Consider the following 23,130-nt stretch of genomic DNA (forward strand, 5'->3'; position numbering starts at 1 on the left):
GGTCACACCGCCTCCAGCAGCATCGCCGACCCCTGACCGACTCCCACACACATGCTGGCCAGGCCGCGGCGGGCGCCTTCGTCCTCCATGCGGCGGGCCAGGGTGAGCACGATGCGCGCCCCGGAGGAGCCCAGCGGGTGGCCCAGGGCGATCGCGCCGCCGTCGGCGTTGACCAGTGCGGGGTCCAGGCCCAGGCGTCGGATGCAGGCCAGGGACTGGGTGGCGAAGGCCTCGTTGAGCTCCACGGCCTCCACCGTGCCGATGTCCCAGCCGGCACGCTTGAGGGCCTTGGTGCTGGCCGGCACGGGCCCCATGCCCATGATCTCGGGGGCCAGGCCGGCGTTGGCCCCGCCGGCGATCCGCGCCCGGGGGGTGAGCCCGTACTGTTCGACGGCGGCTTCGGAGGCGACGATGACGGCGGAGGCTCCGTCGTTCAGGGACGAGGAGTTGCCGGCGGTGACCACGTCGCCGCCGCCCACCACCGGTCGCAGACCGGCCAGGTCTTCCATGCTGGTGCCGGGCCGGGGCCCTTCATCGGTGTCGACGACGGTCACCGCGCCTTTGCGCCCGGGGACCTCCACGGGAGTGATCTCGCGGGCCAGCCGGCCGGCGTCGACGGCGGCGGCCGCCCGACGCTGGGACTCCACCGCGAAGGCGTCGGCCTCCTCCCGGGTGACGCCTTCGACGCGGGCGACCTCCTCGGCGGTCTCCGGCATGGAGTAGGTCCGTTTGTCGATGGTGAGGAACGTCGGGTTCACGAAGCGCCAGCCGATGGAGGTGTCGACGATCTCCCCGGGCTTGCCGAAGCCGCGGGTGGGTTTGGCCATCACCCAGGGGGCCCGCGACATGGATTCCACTCCCCCGGCGACGACGAGGTCCGCGGCACCGGCGGCGATCATGTGGTGCGCCTGAGCGATGGCGCTCATCCCGGAGGCGCACAGCCGGTTGACGGTGATGCCCGGGACGGTCTCGGGGAACCCGGCCAGCAGCCAGGCCATGCGGGCCACATTGCGGTTCTCCTCGCCCGCGCCGTTGGCGTTGCCGAGGATGACCTCATCCACGGCGGCGGGGTCGATGCCGGCGTCCTCGACGACGGTGCGCACCACCAGGGCGGCGAGGTCGTCGGGCCGGACGGAGGACAGCGCGCCGCCGTAGCGGCCGACGGGCGTGCGTGTCCCGGAGACGAGGAAGGCGGGGGTGGTCACGGGGTTCCTCCGACTGTCGGTGAGGGCTGCAGGGCGGCGGCAGGTCGCCGGACCGGAATTACTGACCGATCGTTCACCTGAACACTCTTCCACGCCCGGGCTGTGAGGTCAATCACCAGGAGGTCGCCTGCGCCGCACCCAGCGGGTCGCTCGCCCGGCGAGGCGGTCGACTGACTAGGGTGAGGTGAGCCACGTCACTCAGGAATCACCCCTTCCCTGTCACTGACGCCTCAGTCTCACCATCAAGGAGGATGCCGTGAACGCTGCCCCCTCAGGCCAGAAGCCCAGCGCGGGAGGCGGAGCCCTGCTCGGCCCCGTCATGCGACCGCTGAACACCGTGGTCGAGAAGCTGATCCCCTCAGCCCTGGTCTTCGCGATCGGGCTGACGGTCATCGTCGCCGTGCTCGCCCTGCTGCTCACCGACGCCGGCCCGGTGCAGGTGATCGAGGAATGGGGCCTGGGCCTGGCAGGCCTGCTGGAGTTCATGACGCAGATCGCGCTGATCCTGTTCCTGGGCTACATCCTGGCCAGCACCCGTCCGGTCCGGGCCCTGCTGCGCCGGCTGGCCCAGGTCCCGCGGACCCCCATGCAGGCCTATCTGTTCGTGTTCCTGATCGCCGCCCTGGCTTCGCTGATCACCTGGGGGCTGGGACTCGTGGTGGGCGGTCTGATGGCCCGGGAGGTCGCCGAGCAGGCCCGCCGTCGGGAGATGCCGGTGCACTTCCCGATGCTGGTGGCCGCCGGATTCTCCGGCTTCGTGGTGTGGCACATGGGGTACTCGGCCTCCGGACCGCTGACCGCCGCCACGCCGGACTCCTTCGTGGCCGATGTCCTCGGCGAGCCGCTGTCCATCACGGAGACGGTGTTCTCCAGCTGGAACCTGATCGCCGCCGCGGTGACGATCCTCGTGGTCGCCGGCGCGCTCACGCTCATCGCGCCCCGCAATCCCCACGACGTCGTCCCGCTGGGAGTGGACGCGCGCCTGAAGGACACGGAGGTCGACGACGCCGTCGTCACTCCGGCCGACCGCGTGGACGCCAGCCGCATTCCCACGATGCTGGTGGGGCTCATGCTGGTCGGCTACCTGGCCATCCACTTCTCCGGCGGAGGCGGGCTGACCCTGGACATCGTCAACTGGAGCTTCCTGACGCTGATCATGCTGCTGGTGCGCAGCCCCTTCGAGCTGCTGGCGCTGACCAAGGAGGCCGCCGCGAATGTCGGCGACATCCTGCTGCAGTTCCCGCTCTACGCCGGGATCCTGGGCATCATGGCCGGCACCGGACTGATGCAGGTGTTCTCCGAAGCGTTCGTGGCGATCTCCACGGACCAGACCTTCGCGCTGTGGGCATTCCTCTCCGCCGGCATCGTGAACTTCTTCGTCCCCTCCGGCGGCGGGCAGATCGCCGTGCAGGCACCGATCCTGCTGGAGGCGGCCGAGTCCCTGGGCACCGATCCGGCAGTGGCGATCATGGCGGTGGCCTACGGCGACCAGTGGACGAACATGATCCAGCCGTTCTGGGCGCTGCCGCTGCTGGCCATCGCCGGGCTGAAGATGCGCGACATCCTCGGCTACACCACGATCGTGCTCATCGCCTCCGGACTCGTCTTCGCCGCGACGCTGCTGATCGTGTCCTGAGCTCCCCCACCACCCTGAACTCGACTCGGAAGGTCCTATGACAGCCCATTCCAGCACTCTGACGTCCACCACCGCCCTGCTGGCCGCCGGCGCCGCCGTCGCGCTGCTCACCGCCTGCTCACCGGCTTCCGAAGCCGACGCCGAGCACGGTGCCGACCAGAGCACCGAGCAGGCCGCCCCGCAGTCCCTCGAGGACTCCTCCCGGCTGGACGAGGTCCTCGACGCCGGCTCGCTGGCGGTGTGCACCACCGGCGACTACCCACCCTTCACCGAGCTCGACGAGGAGACCGGCGAGTACACCGGCATCGACGTCGACATGGCTCGAGACCTCGCCGAGCACCTCGAGGTGGAGGTCGACTGGGTGCAGACCAGTTGGGACGACCTCATGGAGGACTACCTGGCGGAATGCGACATCGCCGTGGGCGGCATCTCCATCAATACGGCGCGGTCCGAGCAGGTGTTCTTCTCCGCACCGCTGATGGAGGACGGCAAGACCCCGATCACGCGCTGTGAGAACGTGGACGAGTACCGCACGATCGAGCAGATCAACGACCCTGACGTCACCTCGATCATGCCCAGCGGCGGGACCAACGAGATCTTCGCCCAGGAGCACTACCCCGACGGGGACCTGGTCACCCATGACAATCTGACGATCTTCGACCAGATCGTCGACGGCGAGGCCGACGTCATGACCACCGACCGCTCCGAGGTGCTGTGGATCGCCCACGAGTATGACGAGCTCTGCGCTGTGAATCCGGACGAGCCCTTCGACTACTTCGAGAAGGCCTATATGCTTCCGCGCGGCGACACCGTGATGAAGCACTATGTGGACCAGTGGCTGACCATGGCCCTGAACGACGGCACCTACGAGGAGATCACGGAACCCTGGTTCGGCGACGACGTCGACCTGTGAGAGCGGGCCGTGGGCCTGGCACACCGCCCCGAGCGGCGGCTCACCTGCTGGCGGTGGCAGAGCCTGCGCTCATCGACCCCGCGGTGCCATCGCTGTGAGCGCGAGCTCCCCGGACTCCACCCGCCGGCGGTGCGAACGTGCCATGACCACCGCGATGAGCGGACCGAAGAACGGCAGCGTGAACGCCAGCAGTCCCAGCACCAGCTTCCACCCGGGGGCCAGGCCAGGGCAGCGGAAGATCTCGACCAGCGCCCAGACGAGCAGGGCGAGCGTCAGGAGCCCTGCTCCGCTGGCCACGGCCTCAAACCCGGCCGGAACCAGCGGGGTGGCGGACAGGAGCACCAGCGCGTCAGCAGTCATGACCCCCACGGTACTCCCTCAGAACGCGTTGAGCTGGTGCGTTCCCGCCCGAATGACGCTCGACAGCGCCTGATTCCGGTGGAAACGCACCAGCTCAACGGTGACGGAGTGCGCCTACTGCAGCATCGTCTTGTCGTCGACGACGGCGCCCTTGAGCTTGCCGAACTCGGCCAGCAGGTCCTCCGGGGTCATCTGAGACTTCCGCTCAGCATCGACGTCGAGGATGATCCGACCCTCGTGCATCATGATCAGCCGGTTGCCCACCTCCAAGGCTTGGACCATGTTGTGGGTGACCATCAGGGTGGTCAGCCCCTTCTCCTCCACCACGGAGCGGGTGAGCCGGGTGACCAGCTCCGCCCGCTGCGGGTCCAGGGCGGCGGTGTGCTCGTCCAGCAGCAGCACCCGGGGGTCGGAGTAGGTGGCCATGAGCAGGCTCAGCGCCTGCCGCTGCCCGCCGGAGAGCAGCCCGACCTTGGTCTTGAGACGCTTCTCCAGGCCCAGCTCCAGCTGGGTCAGCGCCTCGGCGAACCGCTCGCGCTTCGCCTTGGTCACGCCCCGGGCCAGGCCGCGCATCTTGCCGCGACGGTCGGCCAGGGAGAGGTTCTCCTCGATGGTGAGGTTCGGGGCGGTGCCGGCCATGGGGTCCTGGAAGACCCGGCCCACCTTCGCCGCGCGCTGGTGCTCCTTGAGGCGGCTGACGTCCTTGCCGTCGAGGGCGACGACGCCGTCGTCCTGGATGATCCGGCCGGCCACGGTGTTCAGCAGGGTGGACTTTCCAGCGCCGTTGGAGCCGATCACGGTGACGAAGTCGCCCTCGGCCATCTCGAGGTCCACGTCCACCAGGGCCCGACGCTCGTTGACGGTGCCGGGGAAGAACGTCTTGGACACGGAGGTGATGCTCAACATGTCAGGCTCCCTTCTTGCCGGCGCCGGCAGCGGCGTCGGAGGTCAGCGTGGCCTCGGCGGCGGCGCTCAGGGCTGAGCGCCCCTTGCGACGGCGGGTGAGCTTGGCGAAGCCCTTCCACTGCGGCAGCAGCAGGGCGGCCACCACCAGCACCGCGGACATCAGCTTCATGTCGTTCGGGTTCAGCCCCACGTTGAGGGCCAGCTGGATGGCCAGGCGGTAGATCACTGCGCCGAGGACGACCGCCAGGGTGGCCTGGAAGACGGTGCGGGTGCCGAAGATGGCCTGACCGACGATCACCGAGGCCAGGCCCACCAGGATCAGACCGATGCCCATGCCGATGTCGGCGAAGCCCTGATGCTGGGCCACCACGGCGCCGGAGATGCCGACCAGCCCGTTGGAGAGCATCAGCCCGGTGATCTTCTGCCGGTCGGTGGAGACCGCGAAGGAGCGGATCATCTGCTCGTTGTCACCGGTGGCCTGCAGGGCCAGACCGTTGTCCGTGTGGAGGTACCAGTCCATGACGAGCTTGAAGATCACCGCCACCGCGGCGAGCACCAGCACGGAGGTCCAGCCGACCCCGGCCACGGAGCGCAGCGCGCTGATCATGGTGTCCTGCCCCAGCAGTGGCACATTGGCCCCGCCCATGATGCGCAGGTTGATCGAATACAGCCCGATCATCGTCAGGATGCCGGCCAGCAGGCCGTTGATGTTGCCCTTGGTGTGCAGCAGCCCGGTGATCAGGCCGGCCAGGCAGCCGACGACGAACGCCGCCGCCGTCGCCAGGAAGGGGTTCACCCCGTTGGTGATCAGGATCGCCGCCGTCGCCGCGCCCGAGGTGAACGAACCGTCCACCGTCAGGTCCGGGAAGTTCAGGATCCTGAAGGTCAGGTAGACGCCCAGGGCCATGATCGCGTAGATCAGCCCGAGCTCAAGTGCTGTGATCATCTGTCCTCATCCGCCGTCGTCGGCCGGGTTCCGCCCGACGACGTCTCCACGTCCGCCCAGGGAACGGGCACCGGCTCGGCCTGGTGGGCCAGGCCGATGCCCGTCCTGGATTCTGTCTCTGGGTGATCCTACGCGTGCGTGATCAGCGTCAGGGTCACTCGTCGTCCTCGTCGACGTCGTCCTCAGCGTCCTCGTCCGAGTCCTCGTCGGCGTCCTCGTCGGAGTCCTCGTCGGCATCCTCGTCGTCCTCAGGGTCCAGCTCCTCGAGGTCCTCGCCGACCACGCCGTCGGCCCGGTCGAGCAGCTCGTCGTCGAGCTCGATGCCCATCTGCTCGGCGGCCTCCGGGTTGACGACCAGCTCGAGGACCTCACCGGTCTCCACGGGCATCTCGGCCGGGTCCTCGCCGTCCTGGAGGATCCGCAGCGCCATCTCCCCGGCCTGGCGGCCCAGGTTCTCGTAGTTGATGCCATAGGTGGCCAGCGCCCCGCGCTGCACCGAGTCGCCCTCAGCCGCGATGACGGGGATCTGGTTCTGGTGCGCGTACTGCAGCACCGACTCCAGAGCCGAGACGACGGCGTTGTCGGTGGGTACGTAGATCGCGTCCACACTCAACGACTCCACGCCCTGCTGGACCTCCGCGGAGTTCGAGACGGTGGCCTCCTGGATCTCCAGACCCAGCTCCTCGGCGGCCTCGTGCGCCAGCTCCACCTGGACGGCCGAGTTGACCTCGCCGGAGGAGTAGACGATGCCGACGGACTCGACGTCCGGGGCGATCTCCTGGAGCAGCTCCAACTGATCGGCCACCGGGTTCATGTCCGAGGCGCCGGTGACGTTGCCGCCCGGGGCGTCCCAGTCGTCCACCAGGCCGGCCTCCTGCGGCTCGGTCACTGCGGAGAAGACGATCGGGATGTCGGTGATGGACTGGGCGGCCGCCTGGGCGGTGGGGGTGGCGATCGCGTGGACCAGGTCATGGCCTGCGGTGGCGAAGGTGCCGGCGATGTTGGAGGCAGTGGCCTGCTCGCCCTGCGCGTTCTGCTCGTCCCAGTCCACCTCGACCCCGGCGTCCTCGAAGGCCGCCTTGAAGCCCTCGCGGGCGGCGTCCAGGGACGGATGGGCGACGATCTGGGTGATGCCGATGGAGTAGCTGTCGCCGTCGTCGCCGCCGTCCTCTCCCTCGCCGCCGCCGTCGCAGGCGGTGAGCAGCAGAGCGGCGGCGGCCGTGGCGGCCGAGAGCCTCAGAATGGTGCTGTGGTGTCGCATGGGGGTTCTCCTCATCTGTGGTGCGGATCAGTCATCAGCGCTGGTGAGCGATCCATGACTGACATCATGCGCGACGTCGGCGCCGATTGTCTGCCCTCGGCGGGCGTGTCAGCGCGAAGACTTCAGGATGGTGAGCTCTTCGCGGTCGCTGTCGTCGGTCAGGTTGATGCCCTGCAGGTGCTTCGGAACCACCGAGACCGCCAGGAAGGACATCACGGCCAGGGCCGCGATATAGACGCCGATCAGCCAGGACTTCCCGGTGGTGTCCAGGATGGTCTGGGCGATCGTGGCGGCGAAGGCTCCACCGATGATCGAGCCGAGCGCATAGCCGATGGAGACCCCGGAGAAGCGGATGGCCACCGGGAACATCTCGGCGTAGAGGGCGGACTGCGGGCCGTAGGAGGGCCCGAGGCCCACGGTGAGCACGAAGATCGCCAGGGCGAACAGCGGCAGGGAGGCCGTGTCCAGCAGGAACCACATGGGCACCGCCCACACGATGATGATGCCGTAGCCGATCTGGAAGGTGCGCACCCGGCCGATGCGGTCGGAGACCCAGCCGCCGAAGAGGGTGAAGCAGAACCAGCCCACACCGCCGATGAGCGAGGCGATGAGCGTCTCGGTACGAGCCATACCCAGGTGGCTGACGCCGTAGGCGGCGAAGAAGGCGATGACCAGGTAGCCGGCGGCGTTGTTGGCGGCGAAGATCAGCGCGGCCAGGAAGGTGTACTTCTTATGAGTGGTCACCAGCTCCTTCAGCGGGGCCGAGGACTCCTTCTTCCGCTCCTTCATCTCGGTGAACACCGGGGACTCGTCGACCTTCACCCGGATCAGGTAGCCGACGATGATCAGCACGAAGGAGAACAGGAACGGCACGCGCCAGCCCCATTCGAGGAACTGCTCCTCGGTGGTGACGGCGTTGAGGCCGAACATGAACCCGGTGGCCAGCAGCATGCCCAGCGGGACGCCGATCTGCGGGTAGGCGCCGAAGAGGCCGCGCTTGTGGCGCGGGGCGTGCTCCACGGACAGCAGCGCGGCACCGCCCCACTCGCCTCCGGCGGAGAGTCCCTGCAGGATCCGCAGGAAGATCAGGATCATCGGCGCGGCGATGCCCAGGGTGGCGTAGGTGGGCAGCAGGCCGATGAGCACGGTCGCTCCGCCCATGCCCATCAGCGTGATGACCAGGACGATCTTGCGTCCGAACCTGTCCCCCAGCCAGCCGGCCAGGATGGCGCCGAGGGGTCGGAAGAGGAAGGAGATGCCGATGGAGGCCCAGGCGACGATCTGCGCCAACGCCTGGTTCTCCTGGCCGAGAGGCTCGAAGTACAGCACGGCGAGCACGAAGCCTGCCGCCTGCGCGTAGATGAAGAAGTCGTACCACTCGATGGTGGTGCCCACGAGCGTCCCGGCGAGGACCTTCTTCTCCTCGCGGGTCATCTCATGGCCTTCGGTGCTGAGATAGATCGTCTGGCTCATGTGCTCTCCGGGTGCGGTCGATGCGGACGGGCCGCCGGCAAAGGGGCCGGATCGTGTGATGCAGCTCACCTCTGCGACAGAATGTACCAGATTTATTGACCGAACGGTTGGTCAGTTCAAAAAGTCACCCAGACTCAGCACGTCGACTCCGCTGACGACGAGATGCAGACCGTGCTGGGCCGCTGAGGCAACATGACGGTGGGTCTACCAGGCGATGACGTGGGACTGAGAGACTTCACGCAGCCCGTGAGTGCCGAACTCAAGACCGAACCCGGATTCCTTGGCCCCACCGAAGGGGATCCGAGGATCGACCGCACCATGCTTGTTGATCCAGGTGGTACCGGCCTCCAACCGGGCCGCCACCGCCCGGGCCCGGTCCAGGTCCGAGGACCAGACCGAGGAGCCCAGCCCGACCTCCAGAGCATTGGCCGCGGTGATGGCCTGTTCCAGATCGGTGTAGCGGATGATCGGCAGCACCGGCCCGAACTGCTCCTCGACCACCAGAGGGTTGTCTTCCTCGATGTCGGCCACCAGGGTGGTCGGGTAGAAATGTCCACCGCGCCCCGCGATGACCTCGGGGTCTGGGTCTCCTCCGATGAGGATCCTGGCCCCGGAGTCCTGGGCCGCGGTGACCAGCCGGTCCACGATCTCCCACTGGGCACGGTTCTGCACCGGGCCCAGCACATTGGCCTCATCGAGCCCGACTCCCATGGGCATCTGCCCGGCGATCGCCACCAGAGCGTCACAGACCTGGTCATAGAGGGCATCGGGGACATAGAGGCGTTTCATGGCCGCGCAGGTCTGCCCGGTGTTGATGAATGCCCCCCAGAAGAGGTCTTCGGCGATCGCGGTCGGGTCAGCGTCGTCCAGGACGATGCCGGCGTCGTTGCCGCCCAGTTCCATGGTCAGCCGCTTCACGGTCTCGGAGGCTGCGGCGATGATCTTCTTGCCCGTGGGGGTGGAGCCGGTGAACATGATCTTGGCGATGTCAGGGTGCCGAGTGAGTCGGTCCCCGGTGTCTCCGCGCCCGGGCACGGCGATGAGCACATCAGGATCGAGCACCGTGTTGAGCACCTCGACCAGTCCCAGCACCGACAGCGGGGTGTATTCGGAGGGTTTGATCACCACGGTGTTGCCCATCCGCAGGGAAGGAGCGATCTGCCAGATGCTGATCATCATCGGCCAGTTCCACGGCCCGATCGCGCCGACCACACCCAGGGGGCGGTGGTGCAGCTCGGCCCGGCCGGACTCGTCATCGACGATGACTTCCGGGCCCACTGGGAAGGACGCGGTGGCGCGCAGCCAGGCCACACAGGCTCCGACCTCGAACCGGGCGTTGGGGCCATTGAGGGGTTTGCCCTGTTCACGGGAGAGCAGCACTGCCAGTTCCTCGGCGTGGGCCTCGATCGCTTCAGCAGCGGCATTGAGCCGTTCTGCCCGGTCAGCATCCGAGCGGGCGGCCCATCCGGGCTGAGCTGCTCGGGCCCGGGCCACGGCGGCATCGAGGTCCTCCATGGTGGCCTCAGGGGCTCGACCGACCACCTCCACGGTGGCCGGGTCCAGGATCTCCCGCCCCCCAACAGCCGGCTGGATCCGCTCCAGCAGGGACACCTTCTGGGGCACGTTCTGCGTCGTCATCGCTGTGATTCCTCCTCCATCGTCAGGAATGCTTCATTCACTTCACTGTGCGCGACGGCTGCCGGGAAGGTGTTGTCTTCCCCTGCAGCCTTCTATGACGGGAGCGCGCCGTCTCCCCGGTCCGAGTCTCTCGCCGCAAGCCCAGATGCCAGCACATGGCCGCCAGCACCAGCAGGAGTTCCGCCGTCGCGAACCCGAGGGCGAGATGCATGAGCGGCTCGTGCAGCTCGGCCGGCCCGACGCCGCCGCCGTGGTGGGACACGTCCGCCTCGAGTTCTCCGGGGCTCCCCGTCTCAGCGCCGTTCGACCTCATCAGACCGAGATGCAGGATCAGCATCCCGGCATTCATGACGGCGATCATCGTCCAGGCGCGCAGGGACTCGCCCCGCCAGAGGTGGCCCGCGCACGGCAGGCACACCACGGCCATGGCAGCCATGACGAGACCCATCAGCAGTCCTCCATGGCCCAGCAGGACCAGGTGCACCACGCCGGAGAGCGCCGCACAGGTCGCCGCGGCACGACGCAGGACGACGGGCGCCATGGGCGTCACCTCTTCCCTGAATGCTGTGAACTGTGCCATATTTATTTTGAGCGTGCGCTCAACTATAAGGAGGAGTTCGATGACTGACAAGACCTCGGGCGATGCCGCCGCCCACCCGCTGACCCCTCTCTCCGCCGAGGAGATCTCCCGGATCCGCGCCGTGTTGGAGCACCATGGCCTGCTGCCTGATTCCGCGCGGGTGAGCTACCTGATGCTGCGTGAGCCGGAGAAGCAGAAGGTCCTGGCCTGGACGCCGGACCAGCGGCTCCCCCGCCAGGCCTCGCTCGTCGTCACCGACCTGGCCACCAACGCGGTCCGTGACGTCATCGTCGACCTGGACGGCGACACCATCGTCTCCGACCAGCCGGTCGACGTCGCAGAGCAGGGCACCGGCCCGATCTTCATGGAGGAGCTCTTCGGGGTCGACGACGTCCTCAAATCCGACGCGCGCTACGTCGAGGCCTTGGAGCACCGTGGCGTGACCGACCTCGAGAAAGTGGTCGTCATCGGCCTCTCCGCCGGCGTCTTCGGCTACGAGGATGAGCGCGGCCACCGCATCCTGCGCGCGCTCTCCTTCCGGCAGGACTACCCGACCGACTCCATCTGGGCCCACCCGATCGGCGGCGTGGTCGCCCACATCGACATGACCGACCGGAAGGTCCTGCGCGTCGTGGAGACCGAGGTGACCCACGTGCCGGAAGAGTCCGGCGACTACCTGGACCCGGCCGTGCGCGGCGAGCTCCGCACCTCACTGAAGCCCATCTCCATCACCCAGCCCGAGGGAGTCAGCTTCACACTGGACGACGGCGTGCTGGAGTGGGAGAACTGGAGCGTCCGCTTGGGGTTCAACGGCCGGGAGGGCCTGACCCTGCATCAGCTCACCTTCTCCGACCAGGGCCGCCGACGCCCCATCATGTACCGCGGCTCCGTGGCGGAGATGGTGGTCAACTACGGGGACCCCTCCCCCACCAACGCCTGGCAGAACTACTACGACGTCGGCGAGTTCCAGTTCGGACGGCTCGCCAACGCTTTGGAGCTGGGCTGCGACTGCAAGGGGGAGATCACCTATGTGGACGCCGTCGTCGCCGATGACTTCGGGCGCCCGCAGACGTTGCCGAACGCCATCTGCCTCCACGAGGAGGACTACGGCATCCTGTGGAAGCACACCGACGACTTCTCCGGCAGCTCGGAGGTCCGCCGCCAGCGGCGCCTGGTCATCTCCTTCTTCGTCACCGTGGGCAACTACGACTACGGCTTCTACTGGCACCTGTACCTGGACGGGAAGATCGAGCTGGAGTCCAAAGCGACCGGCATCGTATTCACCAACGCCCACCCCGGCGGCGACTACCCGTACTCCACCGAGATCGCCCCGGGGCTCGGCGCCCCGATCCACCAGCACCTGTTCTGCGCGCGGATGGACATGATGGTCGACGGCACCGCGAACGCGGTGGACGAGATCGACGTCGTCCGCGAGCCCACCTCGCAGAGCAATCCGTGGGGCAACGCGTTCAACCGCACGATCACCCGACTCCCCTCCGAACAGCAGGCGATCCGCGATGCGGACGGCTCCTCAGGTCGCCTCTGGCGCATCAGCAGCACCGAGGGCACCAACCGCCTGGGGCAGCCGACCGCCTACGTGCTCCACGCGGAGGATTCACCCACGCTGCTGGCGGCCGACGATTCCCCGATCCGGCGTCGCGCGGCCTTCGCCGCGCATCACCTGTGGGTGACCCGGTACGACGCCGAGGAGCTGTACCCCGCCGGCCGGCTCGTCAACCTCAACCCCGGCGACGACGGCCTCCCCCGGTATGCGGCGCAGGACCGAGCACTCGACGGGGAGGACGTGGTGCTCTGGCACACCTTCGGCCTCACCCATTTCCCCCGCACCGAGGACTGGCCGATCATGCCGGTGGACTACGCGGGATTCCGCATGACGCCGAACGGGTTCTTCGACCGCAACCCCACCCTGGACGTCCCGCCGGAGTCCGGTGGGCACTGTCAGGCCTCGGGCGCGCCGGAAGCCTCCCCCTCCGGCGCATCACCCCAGGACGACGGCGGCTGCCACTGCTGAGCCGCCTGCTCGGTCATCCAGGGGGCCAGGTGGTGGCGCACGATCTGCCAGAGCCTGGCCTCTTGGCCCAGGCGCGTGCCGAGCACTCGTTCGAACTGTGAGGCGGTGACCAGGTACAGCAGCGCATCGGCGATGTCCTCCACCGGCGCCTCCGGGTGCAGCTCCTCCGCATCGACCGCCTCCCTGAGGTATCCGGCCATCTGCCGGCGCCATTGGTGCTCGACCGCGACCTGCAGGCTGCCCACACTGGGGTTCGCCGCGACGCGCCCCCAGAAGCTGACCACCACATAGGCCTCATCGCGGGGGACGCCGCCGATCGGCAGGACCTCTTCGAGCATGGCGCGCAGCGCGTCCAGCCCGGCGGAGTCGTCCACCCGCCGGGCGATGCGTGCGTCGGTGCGCTGGAAGATCATCTCGAAGGCCTGGGAGAGCACCTCGTCGAAGCCGGAGAAGTAGTGCCACAGGGACCCGACGGCGACGCCGAGCTCGGCGGCCAGGGCCCGCGTGGTGGCGGCCTCCATGCCGTCCCGGGCGGCGATCTTCAGGTAGGTGCGGACGATCTCTTCTCGGCGTGCGCGGCGGTCGACCTTCTTCGGCATGGGGCTGATTCTGCCGCATCGGACCATCCGGGACGGGGACGACGCCCGGACCACCCGTCACGCGTCGACCCCACACCTCCTCCGGCCCTCAGGCGAGGGGCGGCCCGCCGAGCGGAATCCCCCGGCGGAACACGTCCTGCGGGTCGTACCGGTCTTTGACCGCGCGGAGCCGCTTCGCCGTGCCGGCGTCGAAGGCCTGCCGGGCGATCTGGATCTTCTCGTGTCCCTCGACGAAGTTCAGATAGCCCGGCAGCGCCGCAAGCCGGGAGTCCACCCGCCGCCAGGTCTCGGAGAAGCGCCGTGCGAGCTCGGTGTCAGACTCCGGGCTGGTGATCAGTCCGACGAGTTCGAGCATCCGACCACCCTCTCGTGCGGCGAAGCTGACCTCCGGTCGACGCCGGCTGATGGCACCTCCTGCGTGACGGGTCTCGGCGAACAGGACGGGGGACGCCGCGCCGCCCGCGACGACGGCGTCACGCATCGCCTCGAAGACCCCTCGGTCCAGTCGGTCGAGCCACCGGCCGCTGCTGGCCGCCGGCAGGGGATCCACCGGATCCATGGAGATCTCGGCCGCCCGGGAGAACGGGATGCTGGCCCACGTGTCCATCAGGGGTCTGCGCCAGGCGCGCCATCGGTCGACGAGCCGTCGTCCCTCGCTGGGCCCCGCTTCCTCCGTGCCGGCGAAGCAGCCGCGGACGAGCACGAAGGTCTTCCCTCGCAGGGGCTCCGGGACGATCTCCAGCGGCGGGAACGCCGTGATGTTGAACGCGCTGGTGAGCTCCTCCGGGCAGCCCTCGGACCAGTCCACATAGCGGTCGAAGACCTGCTCCGCGTCCTCCACGGGGTAGAACAGGTTCCCGGCGTAGACCATGTCGACCGGCACCAGGTCCACCGTCATCTCCACGACGACGCCGAGCCCGCTGCCTGCGGTACCGCACAGCGCCCAGAACAGGTCAGGCTCGGCAGAGGGCGAGGTCGTCACGAGCCGTCCCCCGGCGACCACGACGGTCAGGGAGCGGACGGCGTCGACGGCGAGCCCGTACTTCCGCGCGAGCCAGCCGAAGCCTCCCCCAAGACTGAATCCGACGGTGCCGACATGCGGAGCCGAGCCGAGCAGCGGCGCGAGGCCGTACCGCTGTGCGGCCTCCAGAACGGGCGTCCACGTCGTGCCTCCACCGAGTGTGGCCTGCTGGGACTCGACATCGATGGCCACGCCGTCCAGCCCGCGCGTCAGGATGAGCAGCGTCTCGTCATCGGCCGGGATCGTCACTCCGTGGCCGGTGTTCTGCACCGAGACGGCCAACCCGTGAGTCTCGGCGAAACGGACGGCGTGGACGACGTCGTCGACGGTGGAGGCCGCCACGGCGATCCCCGGACGCTGGGTCCACGCCAGGTTCCATCCGGCACAGGCGCCGGAGTACGGCGGGTCGTGAGGGAGGAGAACGGCCCCGGTGCATGCCGTGCGGAGGGCGTCGACGCCCGGGAGGGAGGTCTGGATGGACATGATCGTCTCCTTGAGGATCTCCGCCGAGGCCGTTCATCGGGCGCCTGGGTCCTTCGGCAGTCCTCCGCGGGTCTCCAGCGTCCTGCGCGGAGGCTCCGCTCACCATCCCCCGGCCGGGGCATCTTCCGGTCCGACTCCCCCTCACCTGGGGGATCTTGGACAGGGGGACCCGCAACCGTTGACTCTGTCCCCGGGTGGGACGAGCATCAGGGTCATGGTGCCTTCAGGCTCGCCTCCGGTGATCCGGCGCCGACGGAGCAGGAGCGGCGCCGCCGGACGCGTCGCCGAGGTCTGCACCGATGCCGGGAGCACTGCCGAGCTCGTGGAGGGGCTGCGCGAACCGCTCCACGACGCCCTGGGGATGTCCGGGATGGTGCTCAGCGCCACTGACCCTGACACGCTCCTGTTCTCCACTGCTGCCGTGATCGAGGACCTCCCGGAGGAGATGTGCGCACCGTGGATGCACAACGAGTTCCTCGAGCAGGACTTCAACAAGTTCGCCGATCTGCATCGCACCGGGGCAGCCGCCTCGACGTTGCACCGCGTCACCCAGGGCCATCCGCAGCTGAGCCCTCGGCACGAGCGCCTGTACCGGCCCTCGGGATTCGGCCCCGAACTGCGGACGACCTTCTCGATCAACGGGGCATGCTGGGGCATGGGCAGTTTCCTCCGAGAAGACCGTGAGGAGGATTTCGACGACGGAGCCCTGGCGTGGCTGGACCAGGTCCGTCCGCTGATCGCCGCCGGATTCCAGCGGTGCACGGTCTCGTCGGTGCGTGCCGAGGCCGAGGGCTGGGTCGCAGGCGTCGTCTCCCTCGATCCGCTCGGGCAGGTCGTGTCCATGACGGAGTCTGCCGTGCAGTGGCTCGGTGACCTGTGGGCTCATCCCATCCGTGCGGGTCAGCACACGGTGCTGCCGGGCGAGGCCTATATGGTCGCCACCCGGGCCCGGGCCCGGGCGGAGGACGCGGACGGCGGCCTGGCCCCGATGACGCGGCTGCATGGTCGGTCCGGACGCTGGCTGACGATCACGGGAGACTGCACGCTGGCCAGCGACGGGAGCCTCTCCGGAATCGTCCTGGTCATCGAGCCGTCTCGCCCCACGGATGTCATGCCGATGGTGGTCTCCGCCTATGGGCTCACGGCGCGGGAGCAGGAGGTGCTCGCCGAACTCTCCCAGGGGCGGCGCACCGCGGACATCGCGACCCGACTCTTCATCTCCGAGCACACGGTGCGCGACCACATCAAGTCGACCCTGGCCAAGACCTGCACCACCTCACGCGGCGAGCTGATGAGCATGCTGTTCCATCGGCACGCGCGCCCGATGACGCAGGTCACGCACTGCAGAGCGTGCACCGCGCCGGCCGCCGCGTCGGGCCGGGCGATCATCCCGCCAGAGACAGGGCGGGCGCCTGATGCCGCCGGCGGTAGGCGCTGGGCGACTCGCCGAACTCTGCCTTGAACACTCGGGAGAAGTGGGCAGCGTCATGGAGCCCCCATCGCCCGGCCACGGCTGAGATCGGGCGATCAGCCAGCAGCGGGTCGGCGAGATCCCGCCGGATGTGCTCCAGTCGCCGTGAGCGGATCCAGGCGGAGACGGTCTGACCCTCCGCGGAGAAGATGGTGTACAGGTGACGCACCGAGATGTAATGGGCTGCGGCGATCGAGGCCGGTGACAGGTCCTCGTCGCCCAGATGCCGCAGGATGTGCTCCCTGATCTCACGGCCCAGATGCCGGGACGAGGACGCCTCAGCGGCGTGACGCTCATCCAGCTCCTGGGAGAGCATGGTGACCATCAGGTCCAGCGCCAGATGCACCAGACGCGCCGAGTAGGTGCTGGAGAGCTGGTCGAGATCCCGCCCCAGCTCCATGAAGAACGGGTTGATCATGCGCCCGAACCCGCGATCCTGGGGAAAGCAGCTCGCCGTGACCTGGGCGACCTCCTCCGGCGCGAGGTCGACCATCTCCTGGGGGAAGATCATCACCATCGCCTGGCTCGGCTCCGCGAAATGCAGCCGGTAGGGCCTGTGCGTGTCATAGATGGCGAGGTCGCCCGGCCCGAGGCTCGCCCGACGCCCGTCCTGCTCCAGGATGCCGCGCCCGGCCAGCTGCAGGCTGATCTTGTAGAACCGGGCGTCGTCGGCGGAGATCAGCCCGGGGGTTCGGGTCACGCGGTGCGGCGTGGTGACCAGCTGGAAGAGCCCGACGTCGTCCACGGTGGAGCTGCGCAGGTGGCCACGGAAGGGAATGCCACCTTCGGCCTGGATGTCCAGGGGCACCACCGAGGATCCGATGGCGGCCCGCCAGGAGGGCAGATCGAGGCCGGACCGGGGCAGGTCCAGGACTGCTCCGTTGTCACACTGCTGATTCATGGCCCCTCCTGGGACATCTGCGGAACACCTCTGATTCTTGAGCGATTGCTCAATAACGATGGCAGAAGGTGCCCGCGTCCTGACGACGACGTCTCCAGAAGTGTGACACCGCTCATATCCGATGGCAAGGTTCAGCGCACCGCTCCCGGCACCGCCCACCGCACGGACCAGGACAACGTGTGTGCACGCTGACACAAGACGCGCCCCACCATGAGGCGGAGACTGAGGCCATCCACCCCAAGACCGCACGGAGCACATCATGAGCAGACACTCCCCCACCGCCCCGACGCCCACCCCCGACGACGTCCGCACCCCTGAGGAGACAGCCCTCGCCCGGCGGACGCTCGGCGTCCCAGCCCTGGTCTTCCTGATCATCGCCGCTTCCGCACCGCTGACCGTCCTGGCCGGGGGAGCCACCACCAGCTTCGCGGTCACCGGAGAGCTCGGCGTGCCGGTCGGCTATCTCCTGCTGGGCCTCGTCCTGATCTTCTTCGCCATCGGCTACGGCAGGATGAGCGCGCTGATCCAGAATGCGGGAGCCTTCTACGCCTATGTGGCCGCGGGGCTCGGCATCCGGGCGGGCATCGGCACCTCCTTCCTCGCACTGGTGACCTACAACGCCATGCAGATCGGCCTCTACGGGGTCTTCGGATTCACTGCATCCTCCGTCCTGGGAGAGCTCACCGGGCTCGAGGCCCCCTGGTGGCTGTGCGCCCTGGCGGGATGGCTGATCGTCGGCGCGCTGGGAGTCAACACGGTGGACCTCAACGCCAAGGTGCTCGCCGTGATCGTGGCGCTCGAATTCGTCATCGTCATCGCCGTCAGCGCACTCTCCTTCTCCGTGGCACCTGAAGGCATCAGCGCGGAGGCTTTCCTCCCGGAGCACTGGCTGACCGGGAGCTTCGGGGCGCTGTTGGCCTTCGGCATCGCCGCCTTCATGGGCTTCGAGTCTGGCGCCATCTACTCCGAGGAGGCCAAGGACCCTCGGCGCTCCGTCGCCACGGCGACCTACATCGCCGTCGGCATCATCGCGGCGTTCTACGCCTTCTCGGCCTGGGCGTTCTCACTGGGCGTCGGAACCTCGCAGATGGTGGAGCAGTCGCAGCGGTGGGGGCCGGACCTGATGTTCGTCTTCCTGGGCCAGCATGTGCCGGCGATGGCCTCGAACATGGCGGCCCTGCTCTTCCTGACCAGCATCCTGGCTGCCATGATCGCCTTCCACAACGCCGCGGCCCGATACTTCTTCTCCATGGGCCGAGCCCGAGTCCTCCCCCAGGCGCTGGGGAGGACCGGACCCCGCAACGGCGCTCCCGTGGCCGGGTCGCTGACACAGTCTTCGCTGGGCCTGCTCTTCATCCTCCTCTTCACCGTGGCCGGGGCCGGCTCGGACCTCGGAGCCCTGTATCCGGTACTGACGATGTTCCCCTGGCTGACCAACGCCGCAGGGTTCGGCATGGTGATCCTGCTGTGCGTGACCTCCGTGGCGATCATGCGTCGCCTCGGCGAGGACCCCGACCAGCACCCGTTCTTCGTGCGCAGGGTGGCGCCGCTGGTCGCCGCGATCGGTTTCGGCATCATCGCGCTGCTCATCATGGCCAACTTCGACACCATGATCGAGGCCGACGGCTTCTCCGCCCTGGTGATCGTCATCCCGGGCACCATCGTCGCCTCCGGGGCGATCGGCCTCGCCTGGGCCTCGTATCTGCAGCGACGCCGGCCGGAGATCTACGAGCATGCGCGGCAGGCGAACATCGGCTGACGCCTCCTCCCGCCCCGCCCTGACCGCCAGCACAGACCTCTTGTGTCGCAGGACACGGATAATATACGATCCTCGATATGATCTGATGTCGGCATTCAGTGCCCGGCGCAGACCCGACGACGCCGCCACGCACGGCCCATGTACGGAGCGAAGGAGCTTCTTTGGACACCTCCAGCGACCTGGACACCCCCAGCACCTCGCAGGACCTCATGAGGGTCCACGCGGGCAAGGTCATCGCCGTCCACATCAGCTACGCCTCTCGGGCCGAGCAGCGCGGACGCCGCCCCGCGGCCCCGTCCTACTTCTTCAAGCCGGCCAGCTCACTGGCGCCGACCGAGGCCGCCGTCGAGCGCCCGGCCGGTACGGAGCTGCTGGGCTTCGAGGGGGAGATCGCCCTGGTCATCGGGCGCCGCGCCCGCCGCCTCGCCCGGGATGAGGCGTGGGCGCATGTCGGTTGGATCACCGCCGCCGACGACCTCGGCCTGTATGACCTGCGCGGCAACGACAAAGGCTCCAACGTCCGCAACAAGGGGCGGGACGGCTACACCCCGCTCGCCCCGCAGCTGATCCCCGCCGCCGACGTCGACCCCTCCGCCCTGCGCATCCGCACCTGGAAGAACGGCCACCTCGTCCAAGAGGACACGTCGGCCGGCATGATCTTCCCCCTCCCCCAGCTCGTGGCGGACCTCTCCCAGCATCTGACCTTGGAGCCCGGAGACATCATCCTCACCGGCACCCCCGCCGGCGCCTCGGTGGCTCAGCCCGGCGACGTCGTCGAGGTGGAGGTCGACGTCGTGGGAGACCCCGAGCAGGCCCCGCGCTCCAGCGGCCGACTGCGCACCCCGATCGTCAAAGGGCCCGGAGACTTCGATCCCGACCTCGGGAGCCTGCCGCGCGTGGACGACCTCCAGCGCGAGGAGGCCTGGGGATCGCGCCAGGCTGCCGGGCTGCCGGAGCACACCACCGGGGTCGCTGAGGCCCTGCGGGAGAAGCTGGAGTCTGCTCCGGTGGCGGGCCTGACCCAGGAGATGCGCCGCCGCGGCTACAACACCGTCACCATCGACGGTCTGCGCCCCACCCGTGCGGGACGGAAGATGGTCGGCACTGCACGCACTCTGCGCTTCATCCCGGCACGCGAAGACCTGTTCCGCAGCCACGGCGGCGGCTACAACGCGCAGAAACGCGTCTTCGACGACGTCGGCGCCGGTGAGGTGATCGTCATCGAGGCCCGCGGGGAGACCGGCTCAGGCACCCTGGGCGACATCCTCGCTCTGCGCGCCCAGGCCCGCGGTGCCGCCGGTGTCGTCACCGACGGCGGGGTCCGGGACCACGCGACCGTCGCCGAGATCGACCTCCCCGTGTTCTGCCAGGGGCCCCACCCCGCCGTGCTCGGGCGCCGACATGTCCCCTGGGACGTGGACGTCACCATCGCCTGCGGCGGGGCCGCCGTCCAGCCCGGTGATGTCATCGTCGGCGACGACGACGGCGTCGTCGTCCTGCCCCCGGAGATCGCCGAGGAGGTCGCCGACGCCGCCCTGGCCAAGGAGGCCGAAGACGCTTGGGTCGCCGAGCAGGTCACCTCCGGCCACCCGGTGGACGGCCTGTTCCCCATGAACGCGCAGTGGCGGGCCCGCTACGAGGCCGAGACGGCCGGCGGGGCGACCGTGACGCAGGACCAGGCATGAGCACCCTGCGCATCGACGAGCAGGCCTCCAAGTCGGAGAAGACCTACCGCTGGATCCGGGAGCGCATCATCGCCCGGGACTTCAACCCGGGCTACCGCCTGGTGCTGGGCACCATCGCCAAGGAGCTCGGCGTCAGCACGGTCCCGGTCCGGGAGGCTGTGCGGCGCCTGGAGGCCGAGGGACTCGTCGAGTTCGAACGCAACATCGGCGCCCGGGTGGCCATGGTGGACCAGAGCGAGTACATCGACACCATGCAGACCCTCGGCGTGCTCGAGGGCGCGGCCACCTCGCTGTCCCTCGGACGCCTGACCGAGGCTGACATCGCCCGGGCCGAGTCCATCAACGAGCAGATGCGCGCGCTGCTGGACCACTTCGAGCCCACCGTGTTCACCGCGCTGAACGAGAAGTTCCACCGCGCCCTGGTGCACCGCTGCCCGAACCCGCACATCGCCGATCTGGTGGACCGCGGCTGGAACCGACTCTCCGGGCTGCGCAGCTCCACCTTCAGCTTCGTGCCGGAACGGGCCCCGCTCTCCGTGGCCGAGCACGAGGAGATCCTGGCGCTGATCCGGGCCCAGGCAGACCCGGTGGAGATCGAGATGGCGGTCCGCCGCCACAAATGGCGCACCGTGGAGGCCTACCGCAGCCACGAGCAGAACCTGACCCCTGACACCCCGCAGTGAGAGGACGCCCGATGAACTCCCTCGAGACCCAGACCTCGACCCCCGGCACCGACGCCGACGCCCACCGCCTGCCGGAGGATCTGCCGCAGAGCATCCAGCACTACATCGACGGCCAGTTCGTGGACTCCGCCGACGGCGACACCTTCGACGTGCTCGACCCGGTCACCAACGAGACCTACATCCAGGCCGCCTCCGGCAAGGCCGCCGACGTCGACCATGCCGTGGCCGCCGCACGGCGCGCCTTCACCGAAGGGCCCTGGCCGCGCATGCTCCCCCGCGAGCGCTCCCGGGTGCTGCACCGCATCGCGGACCTGGTGGAGACCCGCGGAGATCGGCTCGCCGAGCTGGAGTCCTTCGACTCCGGCCTGCCGATCACCCAGGCTCTCGGTCAGGCCCGCCGGGCCGCCGAGAACTTCCGGTTCTTCGCGGACCTGATCGTCGCGCAGGCCGACGACGTCTACAAGGTGCCCGGCCGGCAGGTGAACTATGTGAACCGCAAGCCCATCGGCGTCGCCGGTCTCATCACCCCCTGGAACACCCCGTTCATGCTGGAGAGCTGGAAGCTCGCCCCGGCCATCGCGGCCGGTAACACGGTGGTGCTCAAGCCGGCGGAGTTCACCCCGCTCTCCGCCGGCCTGTGGGCCGGCATCTTCGAGGAGGCCGGGCTGCCGCAGGGCGTGTTCAACCTGGTCAACGGCTTCGGTGAGCAGGCCGGCGACGCCCTCGTCAAGCACCCGGAGGTCCCGCTGATCTCCTTCACCGGCGAGTCCGCCACCGGTCAGCTGATCTTCGCCAACGCGGCCCCGTACCTGAAGGGCCTGTCCATGGAGCTGGGAGGGAAGTCCCCGGCGATCGTCTTCGCCGACGCCGACCTGGAGGCCGCTGTCAACGCCACCATCTTCGGGGTGTTCTCCCTCAACGGGGAGCGCTGCACCGCCGGTTCGCGGATCCTCGTCCAGCGGGAGGTCTACGACGAGTTCGTGGAGCGCTACGCCGCCCAGGCGAAGCGGGTGAAGGTCGGGCTGCCGCACCAGAAGACCACCGAGGTGGGCGCCCTGGTGCACCCGGAGCACTACGAGAAGGTCATGAGCTACGTGGAGCTGGGCAAGACCGAGGGACGCCTGGTGGCCGGCGGCGATCGCCCCGAGGGCTTCGAGACCGGGAACTTCGTCGCCCCCACCGTCTTCGCCGACGTGCCGCCCACCGCGCGGATCTTCCAGGAGGAGATCTTCGGTCCGGTCGTCGCCATCACCCCCTTCGACACGGAGGAGGAGGCGCTCGCTCTGGCCAATGACACCCGCTACGGGCTGGCCGCCTACATCTGGACCAACGACCTCAAGCGGTCCCACAACATCGCCCAGGCCGTGGAGGCCGGCATGGTGTGGCTGAACTCCAACAACGTCCGAGACCTGCGCACCCCCTTCGGCGGGGTCAAGGCCTCCGGGCTCGGCCACGAGGGCGGGTACCGCTCCCTGGACTTCTACACGGACCAGCAGGCGGTCCACATCAACCTCGGTGAGGTCCACAACCCGGTCTTCGGCAAGGCCGACTGACCCCACCCTGCCCATCCCCTCTCAC

The 23,130-nt window shown here is 68.7% G+C and carries 19 protein-coding genes; 8 read left to right on the plus strand and 11 right to left on the minus strand.

Annotated elements, in window-relative coordinates:
- Positions 1 to 2: 2 nt before the first annotated feature.
- On the minus strand, positions 3 to 1,205 hold the full coding sequence (locus SD455_RS06495; protein ID WP_311025761.1) for a thiolase family protein: 1,203 nt from the start codon (positions 1,203 to 1,205) through the stop codon (positions 3 to 5).
- A 319-nt stretch (positions 1,206 to 1,524) separates the two neighbouring features.
- On the opposite strand from SD455_RS06495, the gene SD455_RS06500 reads away from it, so the two are divergent.
- Entirely contained in the window at positions 1,525 to 2,841 is a 1,317-nt protein-coding gene (locus SD455_RS06500) for a short-chain fatty acid transporter (protein WP_445507607.1), read from the plus strand.
- Between the two features lie 37 nt (positions 2,842 to 2,878).
- The gene (locus tag SD455_RS06505; protein WP_445507588.1) at positions 2,879 to 3,754 is read left to right on the plus strand and encodes a transporter substrate-binding domain-containing protein; all 876 of its coding nucleotides are present in this window, start codon (positions 2,879 to 2,881) and stop codon (positions 3,752 to 3,754) included.
- A 69-nt stretch (positions 3,755 to 3,823) separates the two neighbouring features.
- On the opposite strand, the gene SD455_RS06510 is transcribed toward SD455_RS06505, so the two are convergent.
- The 7 genes from SD455_RS06510 to SD455_RS06540 form a co-directional block, all read right to left on the minus strand.
- Positions 3,824 to 4,114 carry a hypothetical protein gene (locus tag SD455_RS06510; protein WP_311025758.1) on the minus strand — a complete coding sequence of 97 codons (291 nt, stop codon included), beginning with the start codon at positions 4,112 to 4,114 and terminating at the stop codon, positions 3,824 to 3,826.
- 114 nt (positions 4,115 to 4,228) lie between these two features.
- Complete coding sequence (locus SD455_RS06515; RefSeq protein ID WP_344682545.1) at positions 4,229 to 5,020, minus strand: ABC transporter ATP-binding protein; 792 nt, start codon at positions 5,018 to 5,020, stop codon at positions 4,229 to 4,231.
- A gap of 1 nt (position 5,021) precedes the next feature.
- Positions 5,022 to 5,966: an ABC transporter permease gene (locus SD455_RS06520; RefSeq protein ID WP_344682547.1), complete on the minus strand. Its 945-nt coding sequence runs from the start codon at positions 5,964 to 5,966 to the stop codon at positions 5,022 to 5,024.
- 154 nt (positions 5,967 to 6,120) lie between these two features.
- Complete coding sequence (locus SD455_RS06525) at positions 6,121 to 7,227, minus strand: ABC transporter substrate-binding protein (RefSeq protein WP_445507589.1); 1,107 nt, start codon at positions 7,225 to 7,227, stop codon at positions 6,121 to 6,123.
- Positions 7,228 to 7,335: 108 nt separating this feature from the next.
- On the minus strand, positions 7,336 to 8,700 hold the full coding sequence (locus tag SD455_RS06530; protein ID WP_311025754.1) for an MFS transporter: 1,365 nt from the start codon (positions 8,698 to 8,700) through the stop codon (positions 7,336 to 7,338).
- Between the two features lie 204 nt (positions 8,701 to 8,904).
- On the minus strand, positions 8,905 to 10,338 hold the full coding sequence (locus SD455_RS06535) for an aldehyde dehydrogenase family protein (protein WP_445507590.1): 1,434 nt from the start codon (positions 10,336 to 10,338) through the stop codon (positions 8,905 to 8,907).
- 37 nt (positions 10,339 to 10,375) lie between these two features.
- The gene (locus tag SD455_RS06540) at positions 10,376 to 10,879 is read right to left on the minus strand and encodes a hypothetical protein (RefSeq protein WP_445507591.1); all 504 of its coding nucleotides are present in this window, start codon (positions 10,877 to 10,879) and stop codon (positions 10,376 to 10,378) included.
- A gap of 79 nt (positions 10,880 to 10,958) precedes the next feature.
- Here SD455_RS06540 and SD455_RS06545 point away from each other — a divergent pair, with 79 nt between their 5' ends.
- Positions 10,959 to 12,950 (plus strand): primary-amine oxidase, encoded by a 1,992-nt coding sequence (locus SD455_RS06545; RefSeq protein ID WP_445507592.1) that lies wholly within the window; start codon positions 10,959 to 10,961, stop codon positions 12,948 to 12,950.
- On the opposite strand, the gene SD455_RS06550 is transcribed toward SD455_RS06545, so the two are convergent.
- Together SD455_RS06550 and SD455_RS06555 are read right to left on the minus strand one after the other, a co-directional pair.
- Entirely contained in the window at positions 12,878 to 13,549 is a 672-nt protein-coding gene (locus SD455_RS06550) for a TetR/AcrR family transcriptional regulator (protein ID WP_070158929.1), read from the minus strand. The two genes, SD455_RS06545 and SD455_RS06550, sit on opposite strands and share 73 nt — an antisense overlap.
- Positions 13,550 to 13,637: 88 nt before the next feature.
- On the minus strand, positions 13,638 to 15,053 hold the full coding sequence (locus tag SD455_RS06555) for an FAD-binding oxidoreductase (RefSeq protein WP_085437389.1): 1,416 nt from the start codon (positions 15,051 to 15,053) through the stop codon (positions 13,638 to 13,640).
- 214 nt (positions 15,054 to 15,267) lie between these two features.
- On the opposite strand from SD455_RS06555, the gene SD455_RS06560 reads away from it, so the two are divergent.
- Positions 15,268 to 16,515, plus strand: coding sequence for a helix-turn-helix transcriptional regulator (locus tag SD455_RS06560; protein WP_070158927.1), 1,248 nt, complete (start codon positions 15,268 to 15,270; stop codon positions 16,513 to 16,515).
- On the opposite strand, the gene SD455_RS06565 is transcribed toward SD455_RS06560, so the two are convergent.
- Positions 16,439 to 17,425, minus strand: coding sequence for an AraC-like ligand-binding domain-containing protein (locus SD455_RS06565; RefSeq protein WP_070158926.1), 987 nt, complete (start codon positions 17,423 to 17,425; stop codon positions 16,439 to 16,441). The two genes, SD455_RS06560 and SD455_RS06565, sit on opposite strands and share 77 nt — an antisense overlap.
- Before the next feature lie 259 nt (positions 17,426 to 17,684).
- Here SD455_RS06565 and SD455_RS06570 point away from each other — a divergent pair, with 259 nt between their 5' ends.
- From SD455_RS06570 to hpaE, 4 genes are all read left to right on the plus strand, one after another.
- Positions 17,685 to 19,184, plus strand: coding sequence for an APC family permease (locus SD455_RS06570; protein WP_085437391.1), 1,500 nt, complete (start codon positions 17,685 to 17,687; stop codon positions 19,182 to 19,184).
- A gap of 209 nt (positions 19,185 to 19,393) precedes the next feature.
- On the plus strand, positions 19,394 to 20,869 hold the full coding sequence (locus SD455_RS06575) for a fumarylacetoacetate hydrolase family protein (protein ID WP_445507608.1): 1,476 nt from the start codon (positions 19,394 to 19,396) through the stop codon (positions 20,867 to 20,869).
- Positions 20,866 to 21,552: a GntR family transcriptional regulator gene (locus tag SD455_RS06580; RefSeq protein WP_070158925.1), complete on the plus strand. Its 687-nt coding sequence runs from the start codon at positions 20,866 to 20,868 to the stop codon at positions 21,550 to 21,552. The genes SD455_RS06575 and SD455_RS06580 overlap by 4 nt, the downstream gene beginning before the upstream one ends.
- Before the next feature lie 11 nt (positions 21,553 to 21,563).
- Entirely contained in the window at positions 21,564 to 23,105 is a 1,542-nt protein-coding gene (gene hpaE, locus SD455_RS06585) for a 5-carboxymethyl-2-hydroxymuconate semialdehyde dehydrogenase (protein WP_445507593.1), read from the plus strand.
- Positions 23,106 to 23,130: the final 25 nt, after the last annotated feature.

The organism is Nesterenkonia sp. K-15-9-6 (genome assembly GCF_052656005.1).

Bases quoted from the DNA above. Each gene is read 5' to 3' on its own strand.
- SD455_RS06500 (WP_445507607.1), top strand. From the start codon at position 1,525: ATGCGACCGCTGAACACCGTGGTCGAGAAGCTGATCCCCTCAGCCCTG.
- SD455_RS06505 (WP_445507588.1), top strand. From the start codon at position 2,879: ATGACAGCCCATTCCAGCACTCTGACGTCCACCACCGCCCTGCTGGCC.
- SD455_RS06510 (WP_311025758.1), bottom strand. From the start codon at position 4,114: ATGACTGCTGACGCGCTGGTGCTCCTGTCCGCCACCCCGCTGGTTCCG.
- SD455_RS06515 (WP_344682545.1), bottom strand. From the start codon at position 5,020: ATGTTGAGCATCACCTCCGTGTCCAAGACGTTCTTCCCCGGCACCGTC.
- SD455_RS06520 (WP_344682547.1), bottom strand. From the start codon at position 5,966: ATGATCACAGCACTTGAGCTCGGGCTGATCTACGCGATCATGGCCCTG.
- SD455_RS06525 (WP_445507589.1), bottom strand. From the start codon at position 7,227: ATGCGACACCACAGCACCATTCTGAGGCTCTCGGCCGCCACGGCCGCC.
- SD455_RS06530 (WP_311025754.1), bottom strand. From the start codon at position 8,700: ATGAGCCAGACGATCTATCTCAGCACCGAAGGCCATGAGATGACCCGC.
- SD455_RS06535 (WP_445507590.1), bottom strand. From the start codon at position 10,338: ATGACGACGCAGAACGTGCCCCAGAAGGTGTCCCTGCTGGAGCGGATC.
- SD455_RS06540 (WP_445507591.1), bottom strand. From the start codon at position 10,879: ATGGCGCCCGTCGTCCTGCGTCGTGCCGCGGCGACCTGTGCGGCGCTC.
- SD455_RS06545 (WP_445507592.1), top strand. From the start codon at position 10,959: ATGACTGACAAGACCTCGGGCGATGCCGCCGCCCACCCGCTGACCCCT.
- SD455_RS06550 (WP_070158929.1), bottom strand. From the start codon at position 13,549: ATGCCGAAGAAGGTCGACCGCCGCGCACGCCGAGAAGAGATCGTCCGC.
- SD455_RS06555 (WP_085437389.1), bottom strand. From the start codon at position 15,053: ATGTCCATCCAGACCTCCCTCCCGGGCGTCGACGCCCTCCGCACGGCA.
- SD455_RS06560 (WP_070158927.1), top strand. From the start codon at position 15,268: ATGGTGCCTTCAGGCTCGCCTCCGGTGATCCGGCGCCGACGGAGCAGG.
- SD455_RS06565 (WP_070158926.1), bottom strand. From the start codon at position 17,425: ATGAATCAGCAGTGTGACAACGGAGCAGTCCTGGACCTGCCCCGGTCC.
- SD455_RS06570 (WP_085437391.1), top strand. From the start codon at position 17,685: ATGAGCAGACACTCCCCCACCGCCCCGACGCCCACCCCCGACGACGTC.
- SD455_RS06575 (WP_445507608.1), top strand. From the start codon at position 19,394: ATGAGGGTCCACGCGGGCAAGGTCATCGCCGTCCACATCAGCTACGCC.
- SD455_RS06580 (WP_070158925.1), top strand. From the start codon at position 20,866: ATGAGCACCCTGCGCATCGACGAGCAGGCCTCCAAGTCGGAGAAGACC.
- hpaE (WP_445507593.1), top strand. From the start codon at position 21,564: ATGAACTCCCTCGAGACCCAGACCTCGACCCCCGGCACCGACGCCGAC.